This window comes from Rhizobium sp. P43 (assembly GCF_056730705.1).
Genome location: NZ_CM161539.1, coordinates 202942 through 224622 on the forward strand (window position 1 = coordinate 202942; position 21681 = coordinate 224622).

Here is a 21681-nt window from a genome sequence, read left to right on the forward strand (position 1 = left end):
GTTCGACCTGTGCCTAGCTCCGAGGGATTGGAAGCATGCCCTGGTAAATCCCGGGCGACGAGTTCGGAATGGCGATTGCACCGATGCTCTTTTCGTAAAAGCCCATCGGGCCAGCGCCGCCGATGATGGCATAGGCGTAGCCCTGGTCGCGCATGTCGATGAGCGTTCGGATCAGCAAGGCATGACCGATGCCGCGGCCGCGGGCCGCTTCGTCTACGCCGGTCGGACCGAAAAAGCCCTTCATCGTGGCATCATGGCAGGCAAAGCCGAAGAGCATCTCTCCCTCATGGGCGATCCAGCAGGTAACAGGCTGGCGCATGATTGCAGCGGTCGCTTCCGCCACCCAGCCTTTGCCGAAACGGGGCTCGATCCAGGCAGCGATTGTGGGAAGTTCGGGGACCAGCGCGCGCCGGATGGTAATGCCTTCGGCCTTCATGCGCCCGATGAGATTGGGATCGGCCTCAAGTTCGTAAAGCTTCACCAGCATGTCTGCGGCCATGTCAGGCTCCGTTGTGGTCTTTGGCGAAGTCTAGGCCGAGGATGGCAGCGCCCACAAGGCCGGGCTCGACGCGGCAGGCGGCTGGTACGACGATCGGCTCCTTGAACTTGCGCAGGATGCGTGACCTCAGGGCCGTGTCGATCCGCGTCAACAGTTCCGGAACGTTGGAGAGACCGCCGCCCACCGGCAGGATGGTCGTGCCGGTGACGTTGACCACGATTGACAGGGCATCGGTGAGGATGTCGACATAGACGTCGATGGTGCGTTCGGCCTTGGCGTCGCCCTTCTGCCAGTCGGCGATGATCTCCTCGCTGGTCAGCTGTTCCGCGTGAATATGCCTGTGCAGCTTTTCCAGGCCCCGCGCGCTGCAGATCGCGTCGATGCAGCCGACCTGGCCGCAGCCGCACTGGAAACGCGGCACGTGCATCGGAGGCGTGCCGGCTTCGGTCGGCTGGATCGGCCCATGGCCCCACTCGCCGGCGAAACCACTCTCGTTGATCAGCTTGCCGTCGATGACGAGACCGCCGCCCACGCCGGTGCCGAGGATGACGCCGAAGACGACGCGGTGCCCGCGCGCAGCACCTATGCCGGCTTCGGCCAGCACGAAACAGTCGGCATCATTGGCGACGATAACCGGAAGGCCGAGGGCGGCTTCGAGTTCGGCCTGGAGCGGGCGGCCGTGGATGCATGGGATGTTGGCAACGACGGCGTTCGCCGTATCGGGATCGATGACACCGGCGATCGAGATCGCGATGCAGGCCGCTCGCTCACCGGCGATGGCTTCGGCCTCGGTTATGACGGATGCGAGCGTTGCGACGAAAGCGTCGAAATCGTGGATCGGGGTCGGTTGGCGCGGGAAGGGGCGGATGTCTTCCGGGCTCGTTGCGAGCGCGCCCTTGATCGCGGTGCCGCCAATGTCGAAGCAGACGATCATGCAAAGGCCCTGCTGGCTTCTGTGTCCTCCGCGAAGACGCAAGTGCCTGCGATCCAGGTTGAGTGGATGTCGAGATCCGGGCCAAGCACGACGAAATCGGCATCCTGGCCGGCGGCGAGGCTCCCCTTGTTTGGCGCGCCGATGGCCTCGGCGGGATAGCGCGATGCCATGCGCAGGGCCTCTTCCAGGGACTGACCGAGTTTTTCGTGCACGTAGCGAACACAGGAGAGCATGTCGATATCGGCGCCAGCCAGCGTTCCATCGGCAAGGGTCAGGCGGCCATCGCGGCGGTAGACGGCGCGGCCGTTGAGATCAAAGCCCGTCTGGTCCGTGCCGATGGTCGACATGGCGTCGGTCACGAGAAAGATGTGGGCCGGACCGGTCTTGGCGGCGAGCGCGATCTTCATGGTCACCGGATCGACATGGAAACCGTCGGCGATCAGGCCGCAATGCAGGGTGGGCGAGGTGATGGCCGCGCCGACGAGGCCGGGCTCCCGGTTGCCGAGCGGGCTCATGGCGTTGAAGAGATGGGTAACCAGCGTCGCTCCGGCTTCGACATAGGCCTCGACGCCGGCACAAGTTGTGTCGGTATGGCCAAGGCTGACGCGGTAGCCGGCCTCTACCAGGCGCTTGACCTGTTCCGGGGTGACGCTTTCCGGTGCCACCGTGATCATCGGGATGCCGAAACGCGATGCCTGCGCGACGAGATAGTCGAGATCGGTCTTGGTCATCGGGCGGATCAGGGCCGGATCATGGGTGCCCTTGCGGGCAATCGAGAGATGCGGTCCCTCCAGATGCAGGCCGAGATAACCCGGCTCGCCAGCCCTGGCGGCGGCCTCGCCGGCGGTGATCGCCTCGCGCTTGATCTCGGGCGCATCGGTGATCAGCGTGACCATGAGGGCTGTCGTGCCATAACGCGCATGGGCCTCGCAGATCGTGCGGATGCCGGTCACAGTCGGGTCGTTGTTGAATAGCACGCCGCCGCCGCCATTCACCTGCAGGTCGATGAAGCCAGGGGCAATCAACGCATCGCCCATATCCTGCCGTGGGACACCGGTCGGCAGGTCGGTCTTGCGCAGGATGGCCTTGACCCGGCCGCTCTCGACCAGGAGCGCCGCGTCCTCGTGGAACCGGTGTCCGTCGAAGATGCGGCTTGCTGTGATGGCGAAGGCTTGGCTCATTGGGTCTCGGTAACTTTCTTCAGTGCGACCGGCTTGTCGGGATTGAAGCCACGGGCACGGGAGAGGGATTCGATGAAGCCATAATAGGGAACGATCAGCGCCAGTGCATCCGTGATCGGATGTCCTGTTGCGATGAAAGGCAGTTTGTGACCGGCCGTTGCCTGATCCGAGGTGATGAAGCAGGTCGCGTTGCTCGCCGCGAGCTTTGAGACGGTGCCAGCAATCGAGGCTTCCGCCTTGTCGCGGGCGGCAAAGGCGACGACGGGGAAGTCACGACCGACGATCGAGACGGGACCATGCAGGACTTCGGCGGAGGAATAGGCTTCCGCATGCAGTTCGCAGGTTTCCTTGCATTTCAGAGCGGCTTCGGCGGCGATGGCAAGAGCCGGGCCGCGACCCAGCATGTAGAGCGACTCGGCCGACTTCAGCGGTTCAAGCAAGGCGCTCCAGTCTAGCGCAAGCGCCTTGTCGAAGTGTTCGGGCAGGGCGTCGACGGCGCGGGTCAGCGCCTCCTCGCGGCTCCAGCTTGCGAGGATGGCAAGGCCCGCGACGATCGAGTTGACGAAGGACTTGGTGGCGGCAACCGCAATTTCCGGGCCTGCCTTGATGTCTATGGCGAAGGTCGCCGCCTCGGCGAGCGGCGAGGGCAGGGTGTTGACCAGGCTCACCGTGGTTGCGCCGCCATCGCGGGCACCTTTGGCCATCGCAACGATGTCTGGGCTGGCGCCCGACTGTGACACCGCAAAGGCCGCAGCTTTGCCGAGCTTCATCGGGGTCTCGTAGATCGAGGCGAGCGAGGGGCCGAGCGAGGCGACCGGCAGGCCCATCTGCAGCTCGATCGCATATTTCAGGAAGTGCGCCGCATGATCGGACGAGCCTCGGGCAATGGTGACCACGACACCTGGATCCTTGTCACGCAAGGCGTTTGCCGCCTCGGCGATCACGGTTCTGGATGTGTCCAGCAATCGGGCGGCGGCTGCGGGGATCTCGTTGATCTCCTCACGCATCTTCGTGGTCATAGGCCAAACTTTCAGTCTTGAGGCTTCATGGGCGAACCGATGCCGAGTTCGGCGACCAGGTCATAGGCGTCGCTGCGGTACAGCGCGCGCGACATTTCCATCACGCGGCCGGTTTCGAGATAGGCAATCCGCTGCACCGAGAGCGCTGCCGAGCCGGGCGCAACGCCGAGCAGTTTGGTTTCCTCGTCCTTCAGGAGGACGGCGGAGATGCGCTGGTTGGCGCGCACCGGCCGGATGCCGGCGTCCAGCAGGCAGAGATAGAGGGAGTCCTCGATCTTATCCGGGTCCGGCAGCAGATCGTCCGGCAGACTGGTCCGTTCCAGCGCGATCGGCATGTCGTTGGCGGTTCTCAGACGATCCAGTCGGGCGACACGTGCACCGCTGACGAGGCCGAGCATCATGGTTTCCTCTGCCGTCGGGTAAAACAGGCCGCGGCCGAGCCAGCGGGAACCTGCAACCATACCACGCCGACGCATGTCCTCGGTGAAGGAGGTGAGCTGACTCAGCGGCTGCTGCATGCGCTGAACGGGTTTGACAACGAAGGTGCCAGATCCACGCCGACGGACGAGGAGGCCCTCTGCGACCAGTTCGTCGATCGCCTTGCGAACGGTTACCCGGCTGATATCGGCCGCATCGGCGATGTCGCGCTCGGCCGGCAATGCCTCGCCATGCTTGAGGCGCCCGGACGCCACCGCATCCTCGATCATCTTTCGGAGTTTGACGTAAAGCGGTCCGCCGCGGACGGACTGCACCTGTTCGAGGGGAAGAGATGTGCTCATGCGCTTCCTCTGCCCCAGTGTCGGGCGCATCGCAAGCGGATCGCGGTGGCGCTTTCCGTTCTCTCTCTCCGCATGGATCCATCCCCTTAGTGGTCTTTGCGAAAACAATACCAACCAGAAACCTATTTCGCAAATGGTTTTGATGTAGGCTCTTCTAATCCTGTGCAGATTAAGAAATTTCATCATGAAAACAGGATTTTGCGCGTTTTTTGCCCGATTTGGACATAACCAGCTTTACGATTGGACTAGTTTTGGTATCTTAAATTAACGATTGGAAAGAAGCCCAATTTACATCCCCGTCGCCAAGGCTTGTGTCGAGACTGGTGGTGCCGGGTTTGGTGGGTGGGGTGCTCATTTTCCAATCTTGCGGATGGATCGTGAAAACCATTTTCATCAATACGGGGAATTTCGCTTCCCGTGTTGACGATCTCGGAAATTTGACGCAGTCTGCGAAAAATAATTACGAAAGCAGGGGAATGCATCATGAAGGTCGCGATTATCGGGCTCGGATTCCGTCTCGGATATCTGGGTCGGGTGTTCAAGGAGATCGACCCGAGTTTCGAGATCGTCGGTTATGTCGATCCGGCTCCGGCCGGCATGGCGACACTCAATGAGCATGGCATCTCCCCGGGCAAGGTCTATGAGACGCCTGAAGCCCTGATCGCAGGTGAGGCTTTCGACCTTCTGATGATCGGGTCGCCCAACCATCTGCATCTCGATCATATCCGCATCGGTCTCGAGGCCGGTCTGACCGTGTTCACCGAAAAGCCGATCGTCACCAGCATTGAGGAAAGCTACGCGCTCGCCTCCCTGCTCAATACCTACGGCCATGACCGCCTGCTGGTAGGCTTGGTGCTGCGTTATTCCCCGCTCTATCGCGACCTGCGCAAGGCGCAGGAAGAGGGGCGGCTTGGCAATGTCGTCTCCATCGAGGCCTCCGAGCACATCCAGCCCTATCACGGTGCCTTCTTCATGCGCGACTGGCGCCGCTACGGCCGTTATGCCGGTGGTTTCATGCTGGAAAAGTGCTGCCACGATCTCGACCTCTATAATGGTGTGGTCGGCGCCCGTCCGCGTTTCGTCGCGAGCTTCGGCGGTCGCAAGAGTTTCGTGCCGGAAAATGCGCCGGAAGCCGAAGGCATCAACGATCTCAACGTCTATCACCGCAAGCCGAGCGGCTGGCAGGGCTCCGACAAGGTGTTCGACAGCGATGGCGATATCATCGACTACCAGACCGCGATCGTCGAATACGAGAACGGTGTGTCGATGACCTTCCACACCAATCTCAACGTGCCGGATGAGTTCCGCCGCTTCTGCGTGATCGGCTCCAAGGGCATGGCGGAAGGCGACTTCGTGCGCGGCTTCATGGATGTGCATGACGCCCGCACCAATGAGAAGGTCATTGCCAATACCTACAAGGCGCCGTCAGCGCTTTCGCAGCATTACGGTGCTGACGAGCAGATGGCCGAAGACGTGATCGCCTTCGTTCAGACGGGTGCCAAGCAGCCGGTCTCCGCCATCGATGCATTGGAAGCTGGCATCCTGGCGCTTGCCATGGACGAGGCGCGGCTTGCCCGCAAGGTTGTTGATCTGAAGCCGGTCTGGGAAAAGTTCGATGCCTGCCTGCATGGCAGCGCCGGTGCGCCCGCTCGCGCCCGGTCGGCGTAAGGGAGCGGTCGGATGCAAGCTCGCCGAAGCGCTATCCTGTTTGCCTGGCTGCTGATCGCGCCGGCCCTTGTCTATATCGCCGTCATTGTCGCCTATCCGCTGGTCGATACGTTCATCCTGTCCTTCACGGATGCGTCGCTCAGGAAGACGACGAACTGGGTCGGCTGGGCCAACTACGAGAAGATCTTCAACGACACCTTCGGCGAAGTCATCATCAGGACCTTCGTATGGACCTTCTTCTCGGTGTCCATCAAGATGATCATCGGTACCTTCGGCGCAGCCATGCTGAACGCCGCCGTTCCCGGACGTACGCTGTTTCGCGTGCTGACCATGCCGCCATGGATCGTGCCTATGGCGATCGGCATCTTCATGTGGGGCTGGATGTATAACGGCCAGTTCGGGATGATCTCCGGCGTCCTGCAGCGCATGGGCGTGGTCGATGGCCCCGTTGCCTTCCTCGCCTATGGTTCGACGGCCTTCTGGGCCACGATCTTCACCGATGTGTGGATCGGCGTGCCGATGGTGACGCTATACATGCTCGCTGCCATGCAGGCGATCCCGCAGGATCTCTATGAGGCCGCCTGGACGGATGGCGCCGGTCGCTTATACCGCTTCCGCCGCATCACCCTGCCGCTGATCCTGCCCGCCATGATCACCATGTCGATGCTGTCTCTGATCGCGACCTTCAACTCCTTCGACATCATCTGGATCCTGACGCGCGGCGGTCCGAGCGGCGAGACCACGACGATGATCATCGACACCTATCACACCGCGATCGGCTCGAAGAAATACGGTGAGGGCGCGGCCCGTGCGGTACTGATCTGCATCTTCCTCTCGATCTTCTGTGTTGCCTATTTCCGCGTGACCAGCCGTCTCTCGCAGGAGCCTGCCCGATGAGCTACGACAAGACAGCCTTGATCAACCGCTACAAATGGTATGAGCTGGTCGGCATCTATACTGGGATCGCGGTCTTCCTGACCTTCGTTCTGGCACCCTTCGTCGAAGGCTTCCTGGTCAGCCTCAAGCCGCTCAGCCAGCTCTTCTCCTCGCCCTATCGCTTCTGGCCGGAAAACGGCTCATTCGACGCCTACATCACCATGTGGGACAGCGTTCCGGGCTTTGCGCGCTACATCTTCAACTCCTTCCTGATCTCGACGATTGCGACTGTCGTCGTCCTGCTGCTCGTGGTGCCGGCATCCTATGCCTTTGCCCGTTTCGAATTTCGCGGTCGCGGTCAGCTGCTGGCTGCCTTTCTCGCGGTCAACATGTTCTCGGGTGCCGTGTTGCTCATCCCGCTCTTCCGGCTGATGCGGTCGCTCGGCGTGCTGAACACTTACTTTGCGATGATCGTGCCGGGTGTCGCCTTCCTCATCCCCTCGGCCATCTGGCTCTTGCGCACCTACATGATGCGCATCCCGGGCGAACTGGAAGAGGCGGCCTATGTCGATGGCGCCGGCTACTTCTACACCTTCCGCCGGGTCATCCTGCCGCTTGCCACACCCGGCATCGCCGTCGTCGCCATCACGACCTTCATCGGCGCCTATGCCCAGCAGTTCATCTTCGCCCTCACCTTCAATTCCAAGACCGAATACATGCCGCTGCCGATCGGGTTGTTTGCCTATTTCGGTCGCCAGGAGGTCATCTGGAACGAGCTGATGGCGGCAAGCTTCGTCGGCATTACTCCGGCGATGATCGTGATCTTCTTCCTGCAGCGCTACCTCGTCAGCGGACTGACCGCCGGCGCGGTGAAGTAAGGGCTGCCAACCAAAATTCGGGCCAACCGGACGCTTTCAACCTGTCAACAAAGGGGAACTACCGATGACAAGAAAACTGACCATGCTCGCAGGCTCATTCGCCCTGCTCGCAAGCTCGGCGCTCACCACGCTAGCTGCTGACCAGGAGATCAGCTGGATCTATTGCGGCGACAAGATCGATCCGATCCACGAGAAGTATATCGCCGAGTGGGAAGGCAAGAATGCCGGCTGGAAGGTAAAGCCCGAAGTCGTCGGCTGGGAACAGTGCCAGGACAAGGCCACCACGCTCGCCGTCGCCGGCACGCCCGTTGCCATGGCCTATGTCGGCTCGCGCACGCTGAAAGAATTCGCCCAGAACGACCTCATCGTCGAAGTCCCGATGACCGACGAGGAAAAGGCGTCCTACTATCCGAACATCGTCGACACCGTGACCTTCGAGGGCACGCAGTGGGGCGTTCCGATCGCGTTTTCGACCAAGGCGCTCTACTGGAACAAGGACCTGTTCAAGGCCGCCGGTCTGGACCCGGAAAGCCCGCCGAAGACCTGGGCTGACACGATCGCTGCTGCCAAGCAGATCAAGGAGAAGACCGGCACTGCCGGTTACGGTCTGCCGGCCAAGACCTTCGACAACACCATGCACCAGTTCATGCACTGGGTTTACACCAACAACGGCAAGGTCATCGACGGCGACAAGATCGTCATCGACAGCCCGGAAGTTCTGGCCGCCCTGCAGGCTTACAAGGACATCACGCCTTACTCCGTCGAAGGTGCGACCGCCTACGAGCAAAACGAAATCCGCGCCATCTTCCTCGACGGCAAGGTCGGCATGATCCAGGCCGGTTCGGGCGCCGCTTATCGTCTCAAGGATACCAAGATCAACTGGGGTGTTGCCCCGCTGCCGCTCGGCCCTGCAGCCAAGGGTGAAGGCACGCTGCTGATCACCGACAGCCTTGCCATCTTCAAGGGCTCGGGCGTCGAGGAGAAGGCGACGGAATTCGCCAAGTACATCACCTCGACCGACATCCAGCATGAATACGAGCTGCAGGGAGGCGCCGGCCTTACCCCGCTGCGTCCGGGCGCTGTCGTTGACCAGTTCGTTGCCAACGAGCCCTTCTGGAAGCCGTTCATCGACGGCATCGCCTATGGTGGTCCGGAGCCCCTCTTCACCGACTACAAGGGCTTCCAGAACGTCATGATCGAGATGGTCCAGTCGGTCGTTACCGGCAAGGCCGAGCCGGCCGACGCCCTGAAGAAGGCTGCCGGCGAACTCGAGCAGTACAAGTAATCTCGGGCAACCGAGGCTCCGCGGGCCGGTTTCGGCCCGCGGATTTCATCAAGCGGGTTTGGCCGACTGTTGAGGTCGGCAATGGAGACTGAGGGTCGTGGGTCAGCTATTTCTGAAAAAGGTGCGCAAGTCGTACGGACATTTCGAGGTCATCAAGGGTGTCGATCTCGAGGTGAAGGACGGCGAGTTCGTCGTTTTCGTCGGTCCCTCGGGCTGCGGCAAGTCCACGCTTTTGCGCATGATCGCGGGCCTTGATGACACGACCGACGGTGACATCGTCATCGATGGCGAACGGGTCAATGACAAGCCGCCGGTCGAGCGCGGCATTGCCATGGTCTTCCAGTCCTATGCGCTCTATCCGCATATGTCGGTCTTTGAGAACATCGCCTTTCCGCTGCGCGTCGAGAAGCTGCCAGAGCAGCAGATCCGCGAGAAAGTGGGCGCTGTCGCCAAGATCCTGCAGCTCGACCAGCGCCTGCAGCAGCGCCCGGGCCAGCTTTCCGGCGGCCAGCGCCAGCGTGTCGCCATCGGCCGCGCCATCGTGCGCGAACCGAAGATCTTTCTGTTCGACGAGCCGCTGTCCAACCTCGACGCGGCCCTGCGCGCAGACATGCGCATCGAGCTGACCAAGCTGCATCGCGACCTCGAAGCGACGATGATCTACGTCACCCATGACCAGATCGAGGCGATGACCATGGCCGACCGCATCGTGGTGCTGAATGCCGGGCATATCGCCCAGGTGGGAGCACCGCTCGAGCTCTATCACAAGCCGCAGAACACCTTTGTCGCCGGCTTCATCGGCAATCCGAAGATGAACTTCGTGCCGGTCACCTGTGTCGGCGTCGATGCGATCGGCGTGACGATTTCCTATGAAGGGCAGACGGCGCTGATCCCGGTCGATGCGCGTCCCGATCTCGTTGGCCAGACGCTGACGCTCGGGATCCGGCCTGAGCATACGCGTCTCAGCGAAGGCGATATCAACATCATGGTCACGCCCAGCGTCATCGAGCGTCTCGGCATCAACACGATTGCCTATGCTTCGCTGCCAAACGGCGAGCCCTATTGTGCGCTGCTGCCGGGCTCGGCGCCCATCCGCGTCGAGCAGCCGATGGTAACCGGCATCATGGCCGCCGACTGCCATCTCTTCGACGGCAACGGTCAGGCGCTGGAGCGCCGCATCGACTGGCGCACCCTCGACTTGCCCGCTTCCGTCACGGCTGCCCAATAAGCTCCTCCCGGCCATGCCAAAGGCCAATCCCCTGGTCCGCCTTCGGGCGGACCTTTTTTCGTTTGGGGGCTTGCTGCGCGCTGTCAGTCCGGAAAGCCGTCAAACTGCGGCAGGTCGTCGAGGATCTCGTACCACGGGGCCTTGGAGCCGACGAAGATGTGCATGGAGGGTTTCATCGAGGGCGGATCGATGAGCGTGCCCATGGGGATATGGACTTTCACGCTGCCGTTCTCGGCAATCCAGGAATAGACGAGGGAGCCGCAGGTGCGGCAGTGCATGTCATGGATGCCTTGGGGGTCGCCGTGGCGGAACATCGCGTCGCTGCCCGATGTGATCGTGAAATCTTCGGGTGTCACACCCGCGATCGGCTTAAAAGCCGAGCCCGTCGTGCGGCGGCATTTCGAGCAGTGGCAGTTGATCGCGTAAAGGAAGCGATCGGCGACCTCGTAGGAGACGGCCCCGCACATGCAGCCGCCACGCAGCCGGTGCAGACCCTGCAACTGCTTGTGCTCCGTCATGATGGTCCTTCCGCCTTGAGGTGATGGATTTGGCAATGGCAGCATTATACCGCCGAGCGAATGTCCGTCTCCGCGAAGTCTTTGCCCTTGAAGAGCAGCAGTTCATCAAGATCCTTCGCGAGAGCGTAGGCAAAGCAGTCGCCAAAGTTCAATCCCGCCTTGTGTCTGCCTTTGCCGAAATCGAGGAAGGCTTGTCGGGCGAGATTGCCCTGTTCGACAGTCACTGGCTCGATGCTTATCGCTGCGCGGCGGAAGAAGGCTTCGACCTGCCGCATCCCCTCCGGCCCGAGCTGCTTTTCGATCACCATGGATAGTTCAAGATAGTTTGCCACGCTGATCCGCGTTATCGCCGCGCCGTGGATCAGTCGCGTGAAGGCGGCAGCTTCCGGTTCGCCATAGAAGATCGCCACCATGGCTGATGTGTCGACGATCATTTCGGCAGGCCATCCTCGTCGTAGATAAGCTCCGCGTGATCGGCGTAAGGCTGCGTCAGATGTGCTGCGGCCCGGCTCGCGATCGTCAAAAGTTCGTCGACGGAAGCCTTGCCTTTCTGCTTCTCAATCTGCGCATAGCGCTCGCGGAGAGCCTCGGTGACAACACGGCTCATGCTCTGCCCCGTGGCAAGGGCGATCGCTTGAGCGAGGCGATGCGCTTCGGGGTCCTTGATGTTGAGGCTCATAACGCATTGCTCCATTCTACCAAGGTAGCCAGAATTCTACCATTCTAGCCGACTTCATAGCCGTTTCAAAGCGTCGCCGTGACGGCTTCACATTCCCTGGCGGAAGAACCTGCAGAGTGCGCGTCATTGGCCTGCCTTCGGCAGGAGATCCATCGCTTAGGACTGGTTACCAGACCAAACCACGCGCCGCGACCTCTTCCACCCGGGTGACGATCCCGTCTCGGTGGAAGGTCATGATGTCGAAGAGGTTCGAGACGACGCAGGTGTGGTTCGGGATGATCCGAACCTTCTCGCCGATTGCGGGACGGCGCCCCTGGACTTTCGATAGATCGACCGTGCCGTGCTCCTCGGAGAGGCCGGAGATGACGGCGTTCGGGTACTCGACGATGACGCCATAGTCGGAGAAGCCGAGGAGGTCCGAGGTCAGCGCTTTTGAACCCGCGTCGAGGATGGCGCGATCCTCGGTCGGGCGGGAGACGACGGTCGCCAGAATGTGCATGGCGCAGTCATCGAGGCTGCAGTGGCCGGAGCGGGCCATCGCGCGGTCGTTGTAGACATAGGTGCCGGCCCGGTGCTCGGTGGCCGAGGTCACCTTGTGCGCCGAGAAGAGGCTGGGCGTGCCGCCATTGGAGACGATGGGGCAGGCGATGTTGCGGGCGGCAAGGCCGGCGAGTGTCGCGGCGAAGAAGGCTTCGACAGCTTCTTCGGTATCGGCTTTCGGGTAAGTCAGGATGCCGCCGAAGGTCAGGCCGGGGGCAGCCGTGATCGTCTCGGCCAGTGCAATCGCCGCCTCCGGGCTCTGGACGCCGCAGCGTCCGCCGCCCGTGTCGCATTCAACGAGAACGGTCAGCGGTCGGATCTCAGAGAAGGCCGAAGAGAGGCCGCGCACCGTCGTTTCGCTGTCTGCGACGACCTTCAGGCCGGAGATGCGGGCGTTCAGCGCCGCGAGTCGCGCAAGCTTTTCTACGCCCAGGATGTTGAAGGTGATCAACAGGTCCTCGAAGCCGGCATCGGCGAAGATTTCGGCCTCGGTGATCTTCTGGCAGTTGATGCCCTTCGCGCCGGCCTTCACCTGTTGGCTCGCGATGGCCGGGATCTTGTGGGTCTTGATGTGTGGGCGGAAGGCGAGGCCGTAGCTGTCCATATAGGTCTGCACACGGGCGATGTTGGCGGCGAGCTTCTCTTCGTCGATGAGGGGCAGCGGTGTCGAGAGTTCTGCAATCCTCTGGCCGGGTTTGGGGCGGGGGAGTTCCATCATGCGGCCTCGCTGCCTTCGGGTGTGTCATGCGGATTGGCCATGATCGGCCAGATATCGCGGCGCACATGGCGATAGGCTGTTTTGGCCGGATTGTTCGGATAGGGCGTGCCCGCAGCGCAGTAGAGGATTTCCGAGGCGATCTGCGAGAAGGCCGCATAGAAATGGTTGGTCGACTTGATGACGAGCAGATGCTTGGCTGTCGGGTCGATACCGAGTGCGGTAAAGAGCGAGGGATCATAGCTCTGGACGCGGACCGAGCTCAGGATGATGTCGATGCCCTCAAGCCGGATATGGGCCGCATCGCCAAACGGCGCGATGCTGTCGCCGAAGCGCATCTCTGCACTCGGGACCACTTTGACCACCTTCACCAGACCGTCGATCGGATGGCCTGTGCCGGGGGCTGATTTTGCGCCGAAGCGCAGCGGTATCTCGGCGCCTTCGCCGGCGGCCATGCAGATCTGAACGGCAATCGGATCCCATATCATGCCGACCGCCGCGTTGGTGACGCCACGCGCCAGCATTTCCGCAAGGATCACGGTCGCGTCGCCCGCCGTGCCGCCGCCCGGATTGTCCCACATATCGGCGATGACGACGGGGCCTTTGGGATAGGCCAGTGCCTGGTCGAGGGCCGTCTTCTCGTCGATCTGCGGCATCATGAAGGTGCCGCGCTTGGAGAAAAGCTCAAGGCCGAGATCGCGCGCCAACATCGTGCCCTTGTCGGCATTGCCGTTGGTCACCACGATCGTCTTGGTGCCCATCTCCGGTACGTCGCCGGCCATGAAACCATGGATGACGGAAAGCGACAGCACCTCCGAATCCGTCTTCTCGATGGCCATAAGTCTGTCAACAAAGCTGCGCATGGGTTCGCGCGAGGTCGGAAAGACATCGATCATGCGGCAGTCGAAGACCGACATGACCGGCTTTACCCGACCTTCCAGGGTGTCGACGGCGATCCGCCAGAGATCTTCGGCGCGATCGACGAAATCGGTGTGCGGAAATTCCTTGAAGACGACGAAGAAATCGGCGGCGGCGACGCGTTTTGCCGTCAGGTGGCTGTGCGGATCGAGCTCGGCGCAAAGAAGGATGTCCGGGCCGATGATCTCGCGGATGCGGGTCAGCAGATCGCCTTCCGGGTCGAGATAACCGTCGGCGACCATGGCGCCATGCAGGCCGAGCACAACGGCATCGACAGGCATGGCTGCGCGCAGTTGATCCAGGATCTCGTCGCGCAGGCTCTCATAGGTCTGGCGGTTGACGAGGCCCGCCGGGTCCGCCCAGGTCGCCGTGCCCTCGATCAGCGTCCAGCCCTTGTCCGTGCAGACCTTGCGACCGACCGTGATCGGCGCGGTGCAGAGCGTCGGGGTCGCGGGATGCTTGCCCGGAGGCGCATAAAGCGAATCCTCGAAGGCGCGCCGGTCGATGCAGATCGGGGAGAAGGTGTTGGTTTCCGTTGCAAGCGCGGCGGTGAAGATGCGCAAGGGCCGACCTCCAGGTCTCAGGGGTTGAGGGCGGGTTCAGCGCTGGCCCATCGGATTGGGCAGATAACCGGTAAAGCCGGAGATTTTCCAGCGGCCTTCATGCAGGCGGCAGTAATAGAGCGTCTGCCAGCGCATGACGTCGAGGCTCCCATCCGCTTTCTTGATGCCGCCGTCGAACTTCTTGCGCACGAGCGCGGTTTCACCTGAGATCTCGATATCTTCCAGCGTCGTCGTGGTGAAGATCGCGGTGCGCGGATCCTCGCCGTAAGCTTGGCCGGCGAAGTCATGCGCCTGCTTCAGCCATTCGTCGCGGTAAGCCGCGAGATTGGGGAAGGCCAGCGTCCACTTGTCCGGATTGTCCTCGCGATTGCCGCTGATGCCGATGAAGCCATCCTCGACGAAGTCATGGGCGACCATCCCCCAGTCGGCGGCGAGGAAGGCATCGATGTCGCGGGGGACGAGCATCTCCCAGATGGCGTGGCGGGCTTCGTCCGTTGCCGGAAACGGATTGTGGAATGGGTTGCGCATTTCTTCCCCGTTTTTAAATTCTTTTCATGAATGTCGATTTTATCTGGTCAAAATCCGTTTTTTGTGGTCGCTTGTCAACGATCGAAGAAAATAATTTGCATGAGGGGTGTCCATGACGATCAAGCGTTACGGGGCCGAGAAGGCGGGTGCGGGTGGCCAGCGGCTGCCGTTTGCCCGGGCTGTCGAGGCCGATGGCTGGCTCTATGTCTCCGGCCAGGTGGCCATGGAAGATGGCGAGATCATTCCGGGCGGCATCATCGAGCAGACCCACAAGACCATCGCCAATGTTATCGCCATTCTGGAAGAGGCGGGCTACGGGCTTGAGCATGTCGTGCGCTGCGGCGTATGGCTGGATGACCCACGCGACTTTTGGACCTTCAACAAGATCTATCAGCAGTATTTCGGTGAGCACCCACCAGCGCGCGCCTGCGTCCAGGCCTCGATGATGGTCGATTGCAAGGTCGAGATCGACTGCGTAGCCTTCAAGCCTTCGAAATAAGAGAGAGGGCAGGGCATTGGATATCTTCGCGCGCATTCAGGAAGAGGCAGGGCAGTTTTCGGCCTCCGAGCAACGCATTGCGGATATCCTGCTCAATTCCTTCGATTTCGCCGTCAATGCCTCGATCATCGAGCTGGCCGAGAAGGCGGAAGTCTCGCCGCCAACGGTGACGCGCTTCTGCCGTCGTCTCGGCTGCAACAGCTTTGCCGACTTCAAGGTCAATCTCGCCCGCACGGCCTATGTCGGGGTGCGCTATCTCAACCCGGAGGCCCAGAGCACGGAGCCGGCTGATGTTGCGAGTGATGTGATCACCAAGGCACAAAATGCCATGTTCATGGTGCATCGGGCGCTCGACCCCGCCATCCTCGACAAAGTCGCGGACCGGCTGGCGCGGGCGGAGATGGTCTACGCCTTCGGCTCCGGCGGCAATTCCTCGATGATTGCGGGCGAGATCCAGAATCGCCTCTTCCGTCTGGGCTCGCGGGTCACGGCCTCGGCCGACCACAACATGCAGCTGATGCTGACGGCGGCCGCACGTTCGAACGACGTTTTGATCGGCTCTTCGTTTTCGGGGCGCAATGCCGAGCTGGTCAAATGCTTCAAGCTCGCCCGCGAAAATGGCATCACCACGATTGCGCTCACCCAGAGCCAGAGCCTGGTGGCCGAGGCATCCGAACTCGTCATCGGCATCGATCTGCCGGAAGGCGAAAACATCTTCCGGCCGACCTCGACACGTTTTGCCTATCTCGCGGTCGTCGACGTGATTGCGAGCCTGGTTGCCTATCGCAATCGCAAGCAGTCGCAGGTGACGCTGCGCCATATCAAACAACAGCTGGTCGAACACCGCGATGGTGACGACCGGCAACTTCTCGGAGACTGATTCCATGCCCGTATCGATATCGGAGACCTGCCGTGACGCATAAGGTTGCCGTCGTGACCGGTGCTGCCGGCGATATCGGGCGGGCAATCGCCAAGCGTCTGGCCGATAGCCATGACGTCGTGGTGCTTCTGGATCTCGACGGTCAGGCGCTGGGCAAGGCCATGGTCGAGCTGAATGATGACAAGCGTTTTGCCTCGCTGGTCTGCGATGTGACGAACGAGCAGGATCTCGCCGAGACGGCCGCGCGCATTTCCACGCTGGGCCTCGTTCATACGCTCGTTAACAATGCCGGTGCCGCGCGGGCCGTGAGCCTCGGCGATACCGATGGCGACATTTGGCGCAAGGACAATGCGCTTAATCTCGAAGCGCCGTTCCTCTGCTTCCGCGCTTTTGAGGAGGCGCTGAAGGCGTCCAAAGGCGCGCTGGTCAACATTTCCTCGGTCAATGGCATGGCCGTCTTCGGTCACCCGGCCTATAGCGCGGCCAAGGCGGGGCTTATTCACCTCACCAAGCTGATTGCCGTCGAATACGGCAAATACGGTATCCGCTCGAATGCGGTGGCACCCGGCACCGTGCGCACCCAGGCCTGGGAGGCGCGTGCTGCCGCCAACCCGCAAGTCTTCGAGGAAGCCAAGCGCTGGTATGCGCTGCGCCGGATCGCGACGGCGGAAGACATCGCCAATGCCGTATTCTTCCTGTCGAGCGACCAGGCGGCTGCCATCACCGGTGTGTGCCTTCCCGTCGATTGCGGGCTGACAGCGGGCCAGGCCGAACTCGCGCGAACCTTCTCGCAATCCGACAATTATTGATACCGACAAGCCCGGAGCATTCCCCATGGCTACAAAAGTTCAGTTCCGCCTCGAAAACGCGTGGCATCCGGTGGAGGGCGACGACTGCGGCGCCTTTGTCTTCACGCTGATCAATCTCTCCGATGTGGCGCTTTCCGATTTCAAGCTTGCCTATACGTCGCTCACGCGCGTCAAGGACACGCAGGAGCCGATCCTCGAAAACGCCGTCTTCCTGAAGCGGAATGCCAACTTCCATCAGTTCGCGCCGCCTGCCGGCTTCGTGCTGCAGCCGGGTGCCTCCTGGACATTCCGCGTCGGTGGTCTCTGGCGCGCGGCCAAACACCGGACGGATGGGGCGAAGTCCGCCTATATCACGCTCGCGACCGGTCAGCATGCCGCCGTTGCGGTGGCCGACCTGATGCTCGGAGGTGGTGACAGCGCGCCGCCGCCGCCGCTTCTGCCAGAGGGGCAGGTCACGCAGCCTTTCGCCATGCTGCCCTGGCCGGTCTCCGCCGAGCTTGTGGCGGGCGAAGGCTTGCCCGTCGCGCTCTTTCCGGCCAGCGGTTCTTCTCTCGTCGAGCTGCGGGAAGTCGAAAACGTGTTGCGGCTCTTCTGCCGCCTGTTTTCCGTTGGCCATGCGCCTCTGTCGCTTGCGCCTGTGCACCAGGGGCGGTCGATCACGTTCCGTGCCGACGAGGCCCTGGGCGCTTCCGCTTACACGCTCACCTTTGCCGCTGACGGCATCACGCTGACCTATGGCGATGTCGCGGGCCTGCAATATGCGCTGACCCTGCTTGCCCAGATGCTGCATGGCGCCCGCACAAAGCCCGAGACGTTCCGCTTCCCCGTGTCAGGCACGATCACCGACAAGCCGCGATACGGCTGGCGCGGTTGCCATCTGGATGTCTCCCGCCAGTTCTACCCGGTCGCTGACGTCAAGCGACTGATCGACATCATGGCCTGGTTCCGGATGAACACCTTCCACTGGCATTTGTCCGACGACGAAGCCTGGCGCCTGGAAATCAAGGCCTTCCAGCAGCTCACCACGATTGGCGTGTTGCGCGGACCGGACGAACCGCTCCTTCCGCAGCTCGGCAATGGCGCTGAGCCGGTCGGTGGTTTCTATGCCCAGGACGAGGTGCGTGACATCGTCGCCCATGCGGCCGCTCTTCAGGTCGAGGTGGTGCCGGAGATCGACATCCCCGGCCACAGCACGGCGATGCTGGTGGCGCTGCCGGAACTGGTCGACGGTCAGGAAGCGCCCGATAGCTATCGCTCGGTGCAGGGCTATCCGAACAATGCGCTGAACCCGGCGATCGAATATACCTACGAGGTGCTGGGCAAGGTCTTCGACGAGATGGTCGAGCTCTTCCCGTCGAAGCTCATCCATATCGGTGGTGATGAAGTGGCGGCCAATACCTGGATGGCTTCGCCGCTTGCGCGCAAGCTGATGGAGCAGGAGGGTGTCGAGGGGACCTTCGGGCTGCAGAGCTATTTCATGAAGCGCATCCAGAAGATGCTGGCCGAGCGCGGCCGCAAGCTCGCCGGCTGGGACGAAGTCAGCCACGGCGGCGGCGTCGATCCCGAGGGCACGCTGCTGATGGCCTGGCAGAAGCCGGAGGTCGGGCTGGAACTGGCGCGTCAGGGCTACGACGTCGTGATGACCCCGGGACAGGCCTATTATCTCGACATGGTGCAGGACGAGTCCTTCCAAGAGCCGGGTGGCAGCTGGGCCGGGACCGTTCCGCCCAAGCATACCTATACCTATGAGGCGGTCGCCGAGTTTCCGGTTGAACTCGCGCCGCGCATGCGGGGTGTCCAGGCCTGCATCTGGTCGGAGCATTTCCTTACCCGCGACTATTTCAACCACCTCGTCTTCCCGCGTCTTCCGGCCATTGCCGAGGCCGCCTGGACGCCGAAGGAGAACAAGGACTGGCTGCGCTTTGCGGCCATCGTCCGCCTGAGCCCGCGTTACTGAGGATTTGAGGCCTATGAGTTTCCGCATCGCCGTCGGCGGTATCCATACCGAATGCTCGACCTCGTCTCCCGTCCTGATGCAGCCGGAGGATTTTCGCGTGCTGCGCGGGCCGGATTTGCTGGCACACGAATACTTCGACTTCCTCGACGCCGAGGGCGTCGAGCATTTGCCGCTCTTGCATGCGCGTGCCGTTCCCGGTGGTCCGCTGGCACGCGCCACCTATGAGGGGTTCAAGGCGGAGTTTCTCGACCGGCTGAAGGCCACATTGCCGATCGACGGGCTCTATCTCGCCATGCATGGCGCGATGAATGTCGAGGGCATGGATGATGCCGAGGGCGACTGGATTTCGGCGGCCCGCGCAGTCGTCGGGCCCGATGTGCCGGTGGCCGCGAGCTATGACCTGCATGGCAATGTCACCCAGAAGATCGTCGACCAACTGGATATCTTCGCCGGGTATCGCACCGCCCCGCATATCGATGTGCGGGAGACCATGGTGCGGGCCTGGTCTATGCTCGTGCGGGCGCTCAAAACCGGCGAGAAACCGGGCGTTGCCTGGGCGCCGGTGCCGGTTCTCCTACCCGGCGAGCGGACCTCGACCGAGGACGAGCCGGCAAAGAGCCTCTATCTGAAGCTGCCGGAGCATGACGCCGTGTCGGGCATCTGGGATGCCAACCTGATGGTCGGCTATGTCTGGGCTGACGAGCCGCGCGGCACGGCTTGCGCGGTTGTCACGGCAGTGGACAAGGCGGCGGCGGAAAAGGTTGCCGCTGCCATTGCCCAATCCTATTGGGACGCGCGCGAAGACTTCCGCTTCGGCCCGGTCACAGGTCCGCTTCAGAACATGCTCGACATTGCCGAGCGCACCGAGACACGGCCGATCATCCTTGCCGATTCCGGCGACAACCCGACTGGGGGTGGGGTAGGAGATCGGGCGGATGTGTTGAAGGCGCTTCTCGCGCGGTCGATCGATGACGTCCTGATTGCCGGCATCACCGATCGTCCCGCCGTCGAACGCTGTTTCTCAGCGGGTGCCGGCGCGCGGGTTTCGCTCAAGGTCGGCGGTTCGCTCGATCCGGCAAGCCCTTCCGTCGAGGTGGAGGCGGATGTCGTCTTCCTCGATGATCCCGGCTCGGCTGCCGAGCAACAGGCGGTCGTCAGGATCGGCGGCATCACGCTGGTACTCGCCGCCCGGCGTCGACCCTATCACAACATTGCGGATTTCACCCGGCTTGGGCTGGATCCGAGCAAGGTGCGGTTGCTCGTCGTCAAATCCGGCTATCTCTCGCCGGAACTTTCGCCTATCGCCAATCCCAACCTGATGGCGCTGACGGATGGCGTGATCAATCAGGACATCGAGAACCTGCCCAGCCACCGCCGCCATCAGCCCAGCTATCCCTTCGTCAAGGATTTCAGCTATACGGCGAAGGTGTTCTTCTCGACGCGATTCCCTTGAGACATTGATGTCGGTGCCGCCCTTTCGGCGGCGCGATCCCCAACCCGATTGTACCCCTGATGTTGTCCTCCTTTTCGGTGGTCTATCGCCACAAGCCGATCCGGGTCAGTGCGGCCGCGATCTTCTTCTTCGGCTTCTCAGGCGCCGCGACGTCGCCCTACATGTCGCTGATCGGCATCCGTGAACTCGGACTGTCGGACGCCGTCTATTCCCTGCTGATCTTCCTGGCGGCCGTGGTGAATGTGACGGCCAGCGTCACCGCCGGCATCGTCGCTGACAGGCTTGGCCATTTCCGGTCGCCGATGATCCTGGCGGCGATCTTCGGCATCATCGGCTTCGGGCTGGTCTATGTGGTGCCGACGCCTGTCATGTTCGCCATCGCGACGCTGGTGTTGATCCCGGTGTTCGGTACGATCAACTCGCTGATCTTCGCCAACATCCGCGCGTTCTCGTCTGGCATGGCCGTACGCGAGCTGATGGCGGTGAATTCTGCCGTTCGTGCCATTCTCTCAGCCTCCTGGGTGCTTGTGCCCGGCATCGTCGGGGCCCTGCTCGTCGGCCAACCCAGCATGCTGCCGGCCTTCCTGCTCGCGAGCCTTGCCTGCCTCGTCTGCCTCCTGCTGTTCATCTTCGGGCTCGATCGCCTGCCGCCAGTGCAGGAGGGGGAACGGCAGCACTATTCCTTCTTCCGTTCCATCCGGCAGATCGGCTCGGCGAGCGTCCTGCCAAGGCTTCTGGCGATTTCGCTGATCTCGGCCATGCTGCATGCCAATGGTACCGTGCTTCCGCTGATCGTCACCGGCAAGGCCGGCGGAACACCGGCGGATGTCGGCGTGATCGTCGGCATCGTTGCGTTTCTCGAGATCATCTTCATCCTCTTCTGGGGATGGGTCGAAGCGCGCACCTCCATCCTCTTTGCCATGGTCACGGCCGCGCTGATCTATTGCAGCTATCTCGTCTTCCTCGGCCTCGCCGACCGACCGATGGATGTCTATCTGTTGACTGTCGTGGCAGGACTCGGAGCCGCGGGCATCATCGCGATCCCGATCACCTATCTCCAGAACCTGATCGCCGACCGGGCCGGTCTCGGCAGCTCGCTGATTGCGGTCAACATTTTCTTAAGCGGTGGAATGGCCTCGCTGATGTTTGCGCTCGGCACCAGCATCAGCGACTATGCGGGAACGGCGATCATCGCCTCGATCGCCGGCTTTTCGGGCGTATGCCTGCTGTGGCTTTTGGATCGAAAGCCAAAACTGAATGCAAGAGGATGAGGAT

Annotated in this window: 22 protein-coding genes; 11 read left to right on the forward strand and 11 right to left on the reverse strand. The window is 62.0% G+C overall.

The genetic code is table 11. The features are described from left to right. Positions 1–13: 13 nt before the first annotated feature. From AC1PUL_RS00940 to AC1PUL_RS00960, 5 genes are read right to left on the reverse strand one after another with little or no spacing between them, the layout of a single operon-like run. Complete coding sequence (locus AC1PUL_RS00940; protein ID WP_480466182.1) at positions 14–499, reverse strand: GNAT family N-acetyltransferase; 486 nt, start codon at positions 497–499, stop codon at positions 14–16. 1 nt (position 500) lies between these two features. Continuing rightward, complete coding sequence (locus AC1PUL_RS00945; protein ID WP_480466183.1) at positions 501–1433, reverse strand: ROK family protein; 933 nt, start codon at positions 1431–1433, stop codon at positions 501–503. After that, entirely contained in the window at positions 1430–2614 is a 1185-nt protein-coding gene (gene nagA / locus AC1PUL_RS00950) for an N-acetylglucosamine-6-phosphate deacetylase (RefSeq protein WP_480466184.1), read from the reverse strand. The genes AC1PUL_RS00945 and nagA overlap by 4 nt, the downstream gene beginning before the upstream one ends. Next, on the reverse strand, positions 2611–3633 hold the full coding sequence (locus AC1PUL_RS00955; RefSeq protein WP_480466185.1) for an SIS domain-containing protein: 1023 nt from the start codon (positions 3631–3633) through the stop codon (positions 2611–2613). The genes nagA and AC1PUL_RS00955 overlap by 4 nt, the downstream gene beginning before the upstream one ends. An 11-nt stretch (positions 3634–3644) precedes the next feature. After that, positions 3645–4412: a GntR family transcriptional regulator gene (locus AC1PUL_RS00960; protein ID WP_480466186.1), complete on the reverse strand. Its 768-nt coding sequence runs from the start codon at positions 4410–4412 to the stop codon at positions 3645–3647. A 483-nt stretch (positions 4413–4895) separates the two neighbouring features. Here AC1PUL_RS00960 and AC1PUL_RS00965 point away from each other — a divergent pair, with 483 nt between their 5' ends. The 5 genes from AC1PUL_RS00965 (at position 4896) to AC1PUL_RS00985 (ending at position 10347) form a co-directional block, all read left to right on the forward strand. Beyond that, positions 4896–6080: a Gfo/Idh/MocA family protein gene (locus AC1PUL_RS00965; protein ID WP_480466187.1), complete on the forward strand. Its 1185-nt coding sequence runs from the start codon at positions 4896–4898 to the stop codon at positions 6078–6080. Between the two features lie 12 nt (positions 6081–6092). Next, positions 6093–6977, forward strand: coding sequence for a carbohydrate ABC transporter permease (locus tag AC1PUL_RS00970; protein WP_480466188.1), 885 nt, complete (start codon positions 6093–6095; stop codon positions 6975–6977). Then, a complete protein-coding gene (locus tag AC1PUL_RS00975; protein ID WP_480466189.1) occupies positions 6974–7834 on the forward strand; it encodes a carbohydrate ABC transporter permease in 861 nt (286 codons plus the stop codon). Before AC1PUL_RS00970 ends, AC1PUL_RS00975 begins: the two co-directional genes overlap by 4 nt. 64 nt (positions 7835–7898) lie before the next feature. Then, a complete protein-coding gene (locus tag AC1PUL_RS00980; RefSeq protein ID WP_298463437.1) occupies positions 7899–9119 on the forward strand; it encodes an extracellular solute-binding protein in 1221 nt (406 codons plus the stop codon). 97 nt (positions 9120–9216) lie between these two features. After that, entirely contained in the window at positions 9217–10347 is a 1131-nt protein-coding gene (locus tag AC1PUL_RS00985; RefSeq protein ID WP_480466190.1) for an ABC transporter ATP-binding protein, read from the forward strand. 83 nt (positions 10348–10430) lie between these two features. Here the strand turns inward: AC1PUL_RS00985 and AC1PUL_RS00990 are convergent, their stop codons facing one another. From AC1PUL_RS00990 to AC1PUL_RS01015, 6 genes are all read right to left on the reverse strand, one after another. Next, positions 10431–10865 carry a GFA family protein gene (locus AC1PUL_RS00990; protein ID WP_480466191.1) on the reverse strand — a complete coding sequence of 145 codons (435 nt, stop codon included), beginning with the start codon at positions 10863–10865 and terminating at the stop codon, positions 10431–10433. A gap of 44 nt (positions 10866–10909) precedes the next feature. After that, positions 10910–11299, reverse strand: coding sequence for a type II toxin-antitoxin system VapC family toxin (locus AC1PUL_RS00995; protein WP_480466192.1), 390 nt, complete (start codon positions 11297–11299; stop codon positions 10910–10912). Continuing rightward, on the reverse strand, positions 11296–11544 hold the full coding sequence (locus AC1PUL_RS01000; protein WP_480466193.1) for a type II toxin-antitoxin system VapB family antitoxin: 249 nt from the start codon (positions 11542–11544) through the stop codon (positions 11296–11298). Before AC1PUL_RS01000 ends, AC1PUL_RS00995 begins: the two co-directional genes overlap by 4 nt. Positions 11545–11710: 166 nt before the next feature. Further along, on the reverse strand, positions 11711–12802 hold the full coding sequence (locus tag AC1PUL_RS01005) for a D-TA family PLP-dependent enzyme (protein WP_480466194.1): 1092 nt from the start codon (positions 12800–12802) through the stop codon (positions 11711–11713). Further along, positions 12799–14280 carry a M81 family metallopeptidase gene (locus tag AC1PUL_RS01010; protein WP_480466195.1) on the reverse strand — a complete coding sequence of 494 codons (1482 nt, stop codon included), beginning with the start codon at positions 14278–14280 and terminating at the stop codon, positions 12799–12801. The genes AC1PUL_RS01005 and AC1PUL_RS01010 overlap by 4 nt, the downstream gene beginning before the upstream one ends. Before the next feature lie 36 nt (positions 14281–14316). Next, the gene (locus AC1PUL_RS01015) at positions 14317–14808 is read right to left on the reverse strand and encodes a hypothetical protein (protein ID WP_480466196.1); all 492 of its coding nucleotides are present in this window, start codon (positions 14806–14808) and stop codon (positions 14317–14319) included. A 112-nt stretch (positions 14809–14920) separates the two neighbouring features. On the opposite strand from AC1PUL_RS01015, the gene AC1PUL_RS01020 reads away from it, so the two are divergent. The 6 genes from AC1PUL_RS01020 to AC1PUL_RS01045 are packed head-to-tail and all read left to right on the forward strand — an operon-like array spanning position 14921 to position 21677. Beyond that, on the forward strand, positions 14921–15307 hold the full coding sequence (locus AC1PUL_RS01020) for a RidA family protein (RefSeq protein WP_054147861.1): 387 nt from the start codon (positions 14921–14923) through the stop codon (positions 15305–15307). Between the two features lie 16 nt (positions 15308–15323). Continuing rightward, the gene (locus tag AC1PUL_RS01025; protein ID WP_138287571.1) at positions 15324–16187 is read left to right on the forward strand and encodes a MurR/RpiR family transcriptional regulator; all 864 of its coding nucleotides are present in this window, start codon (positions 15324–15326) and stop codon (positions 16185–16187) included. A gap of 32 nt (positions 16188–16219) precedes the next feature. Then, a complete protein-coding gene (locus tag AC1PUL_RS01030) occupies positions 16220–16996 on the forward strand; it encodes an SDR family oxidoreductase (RefSeq protein WP_480466197.1) in 777 nt (258 codons plus the stop codon). Positions 16997–17021: 25 nt separating this feature from the next. Next, a complete protein-coding gene (locus tag AC1PUL_RS01035; protein ID WP_480466198.1) occupies positions 17022–18953 on the forward strand; it encodes a beta-N-acetylhexosaminidase in 1932 nt (643 codons plus the stop codon). A gap of 13 nt (positions 18954–18966) precedes the next feature. Continuing rightward, positions 18967–20406, forward strand: a complete 1440-nt coding sequence (locus AC1PUL_RS01040) for a M81 family metallopeptidase (RefSeq protein ID WP_480466199.1) — start codon at positions 18967–18969, stop codon at positions 20404–20406. 59 nt (positions 20407–20465) lie between these two features. Continuing rightward, positions 20466–21677 carry an MFS transporter gene (locus tag AC1PUL_RS01045; protein ID WP_480466200.1) on the forward strand — a complete coding sequence of 404 codons (1212 nt, stop codon included), beginning with the start codon at positions 20466–20468 and terminating at the stop codon, positions 21675–21677. Positions 21678–21681 lie beyond the last annotated feature (4 nt).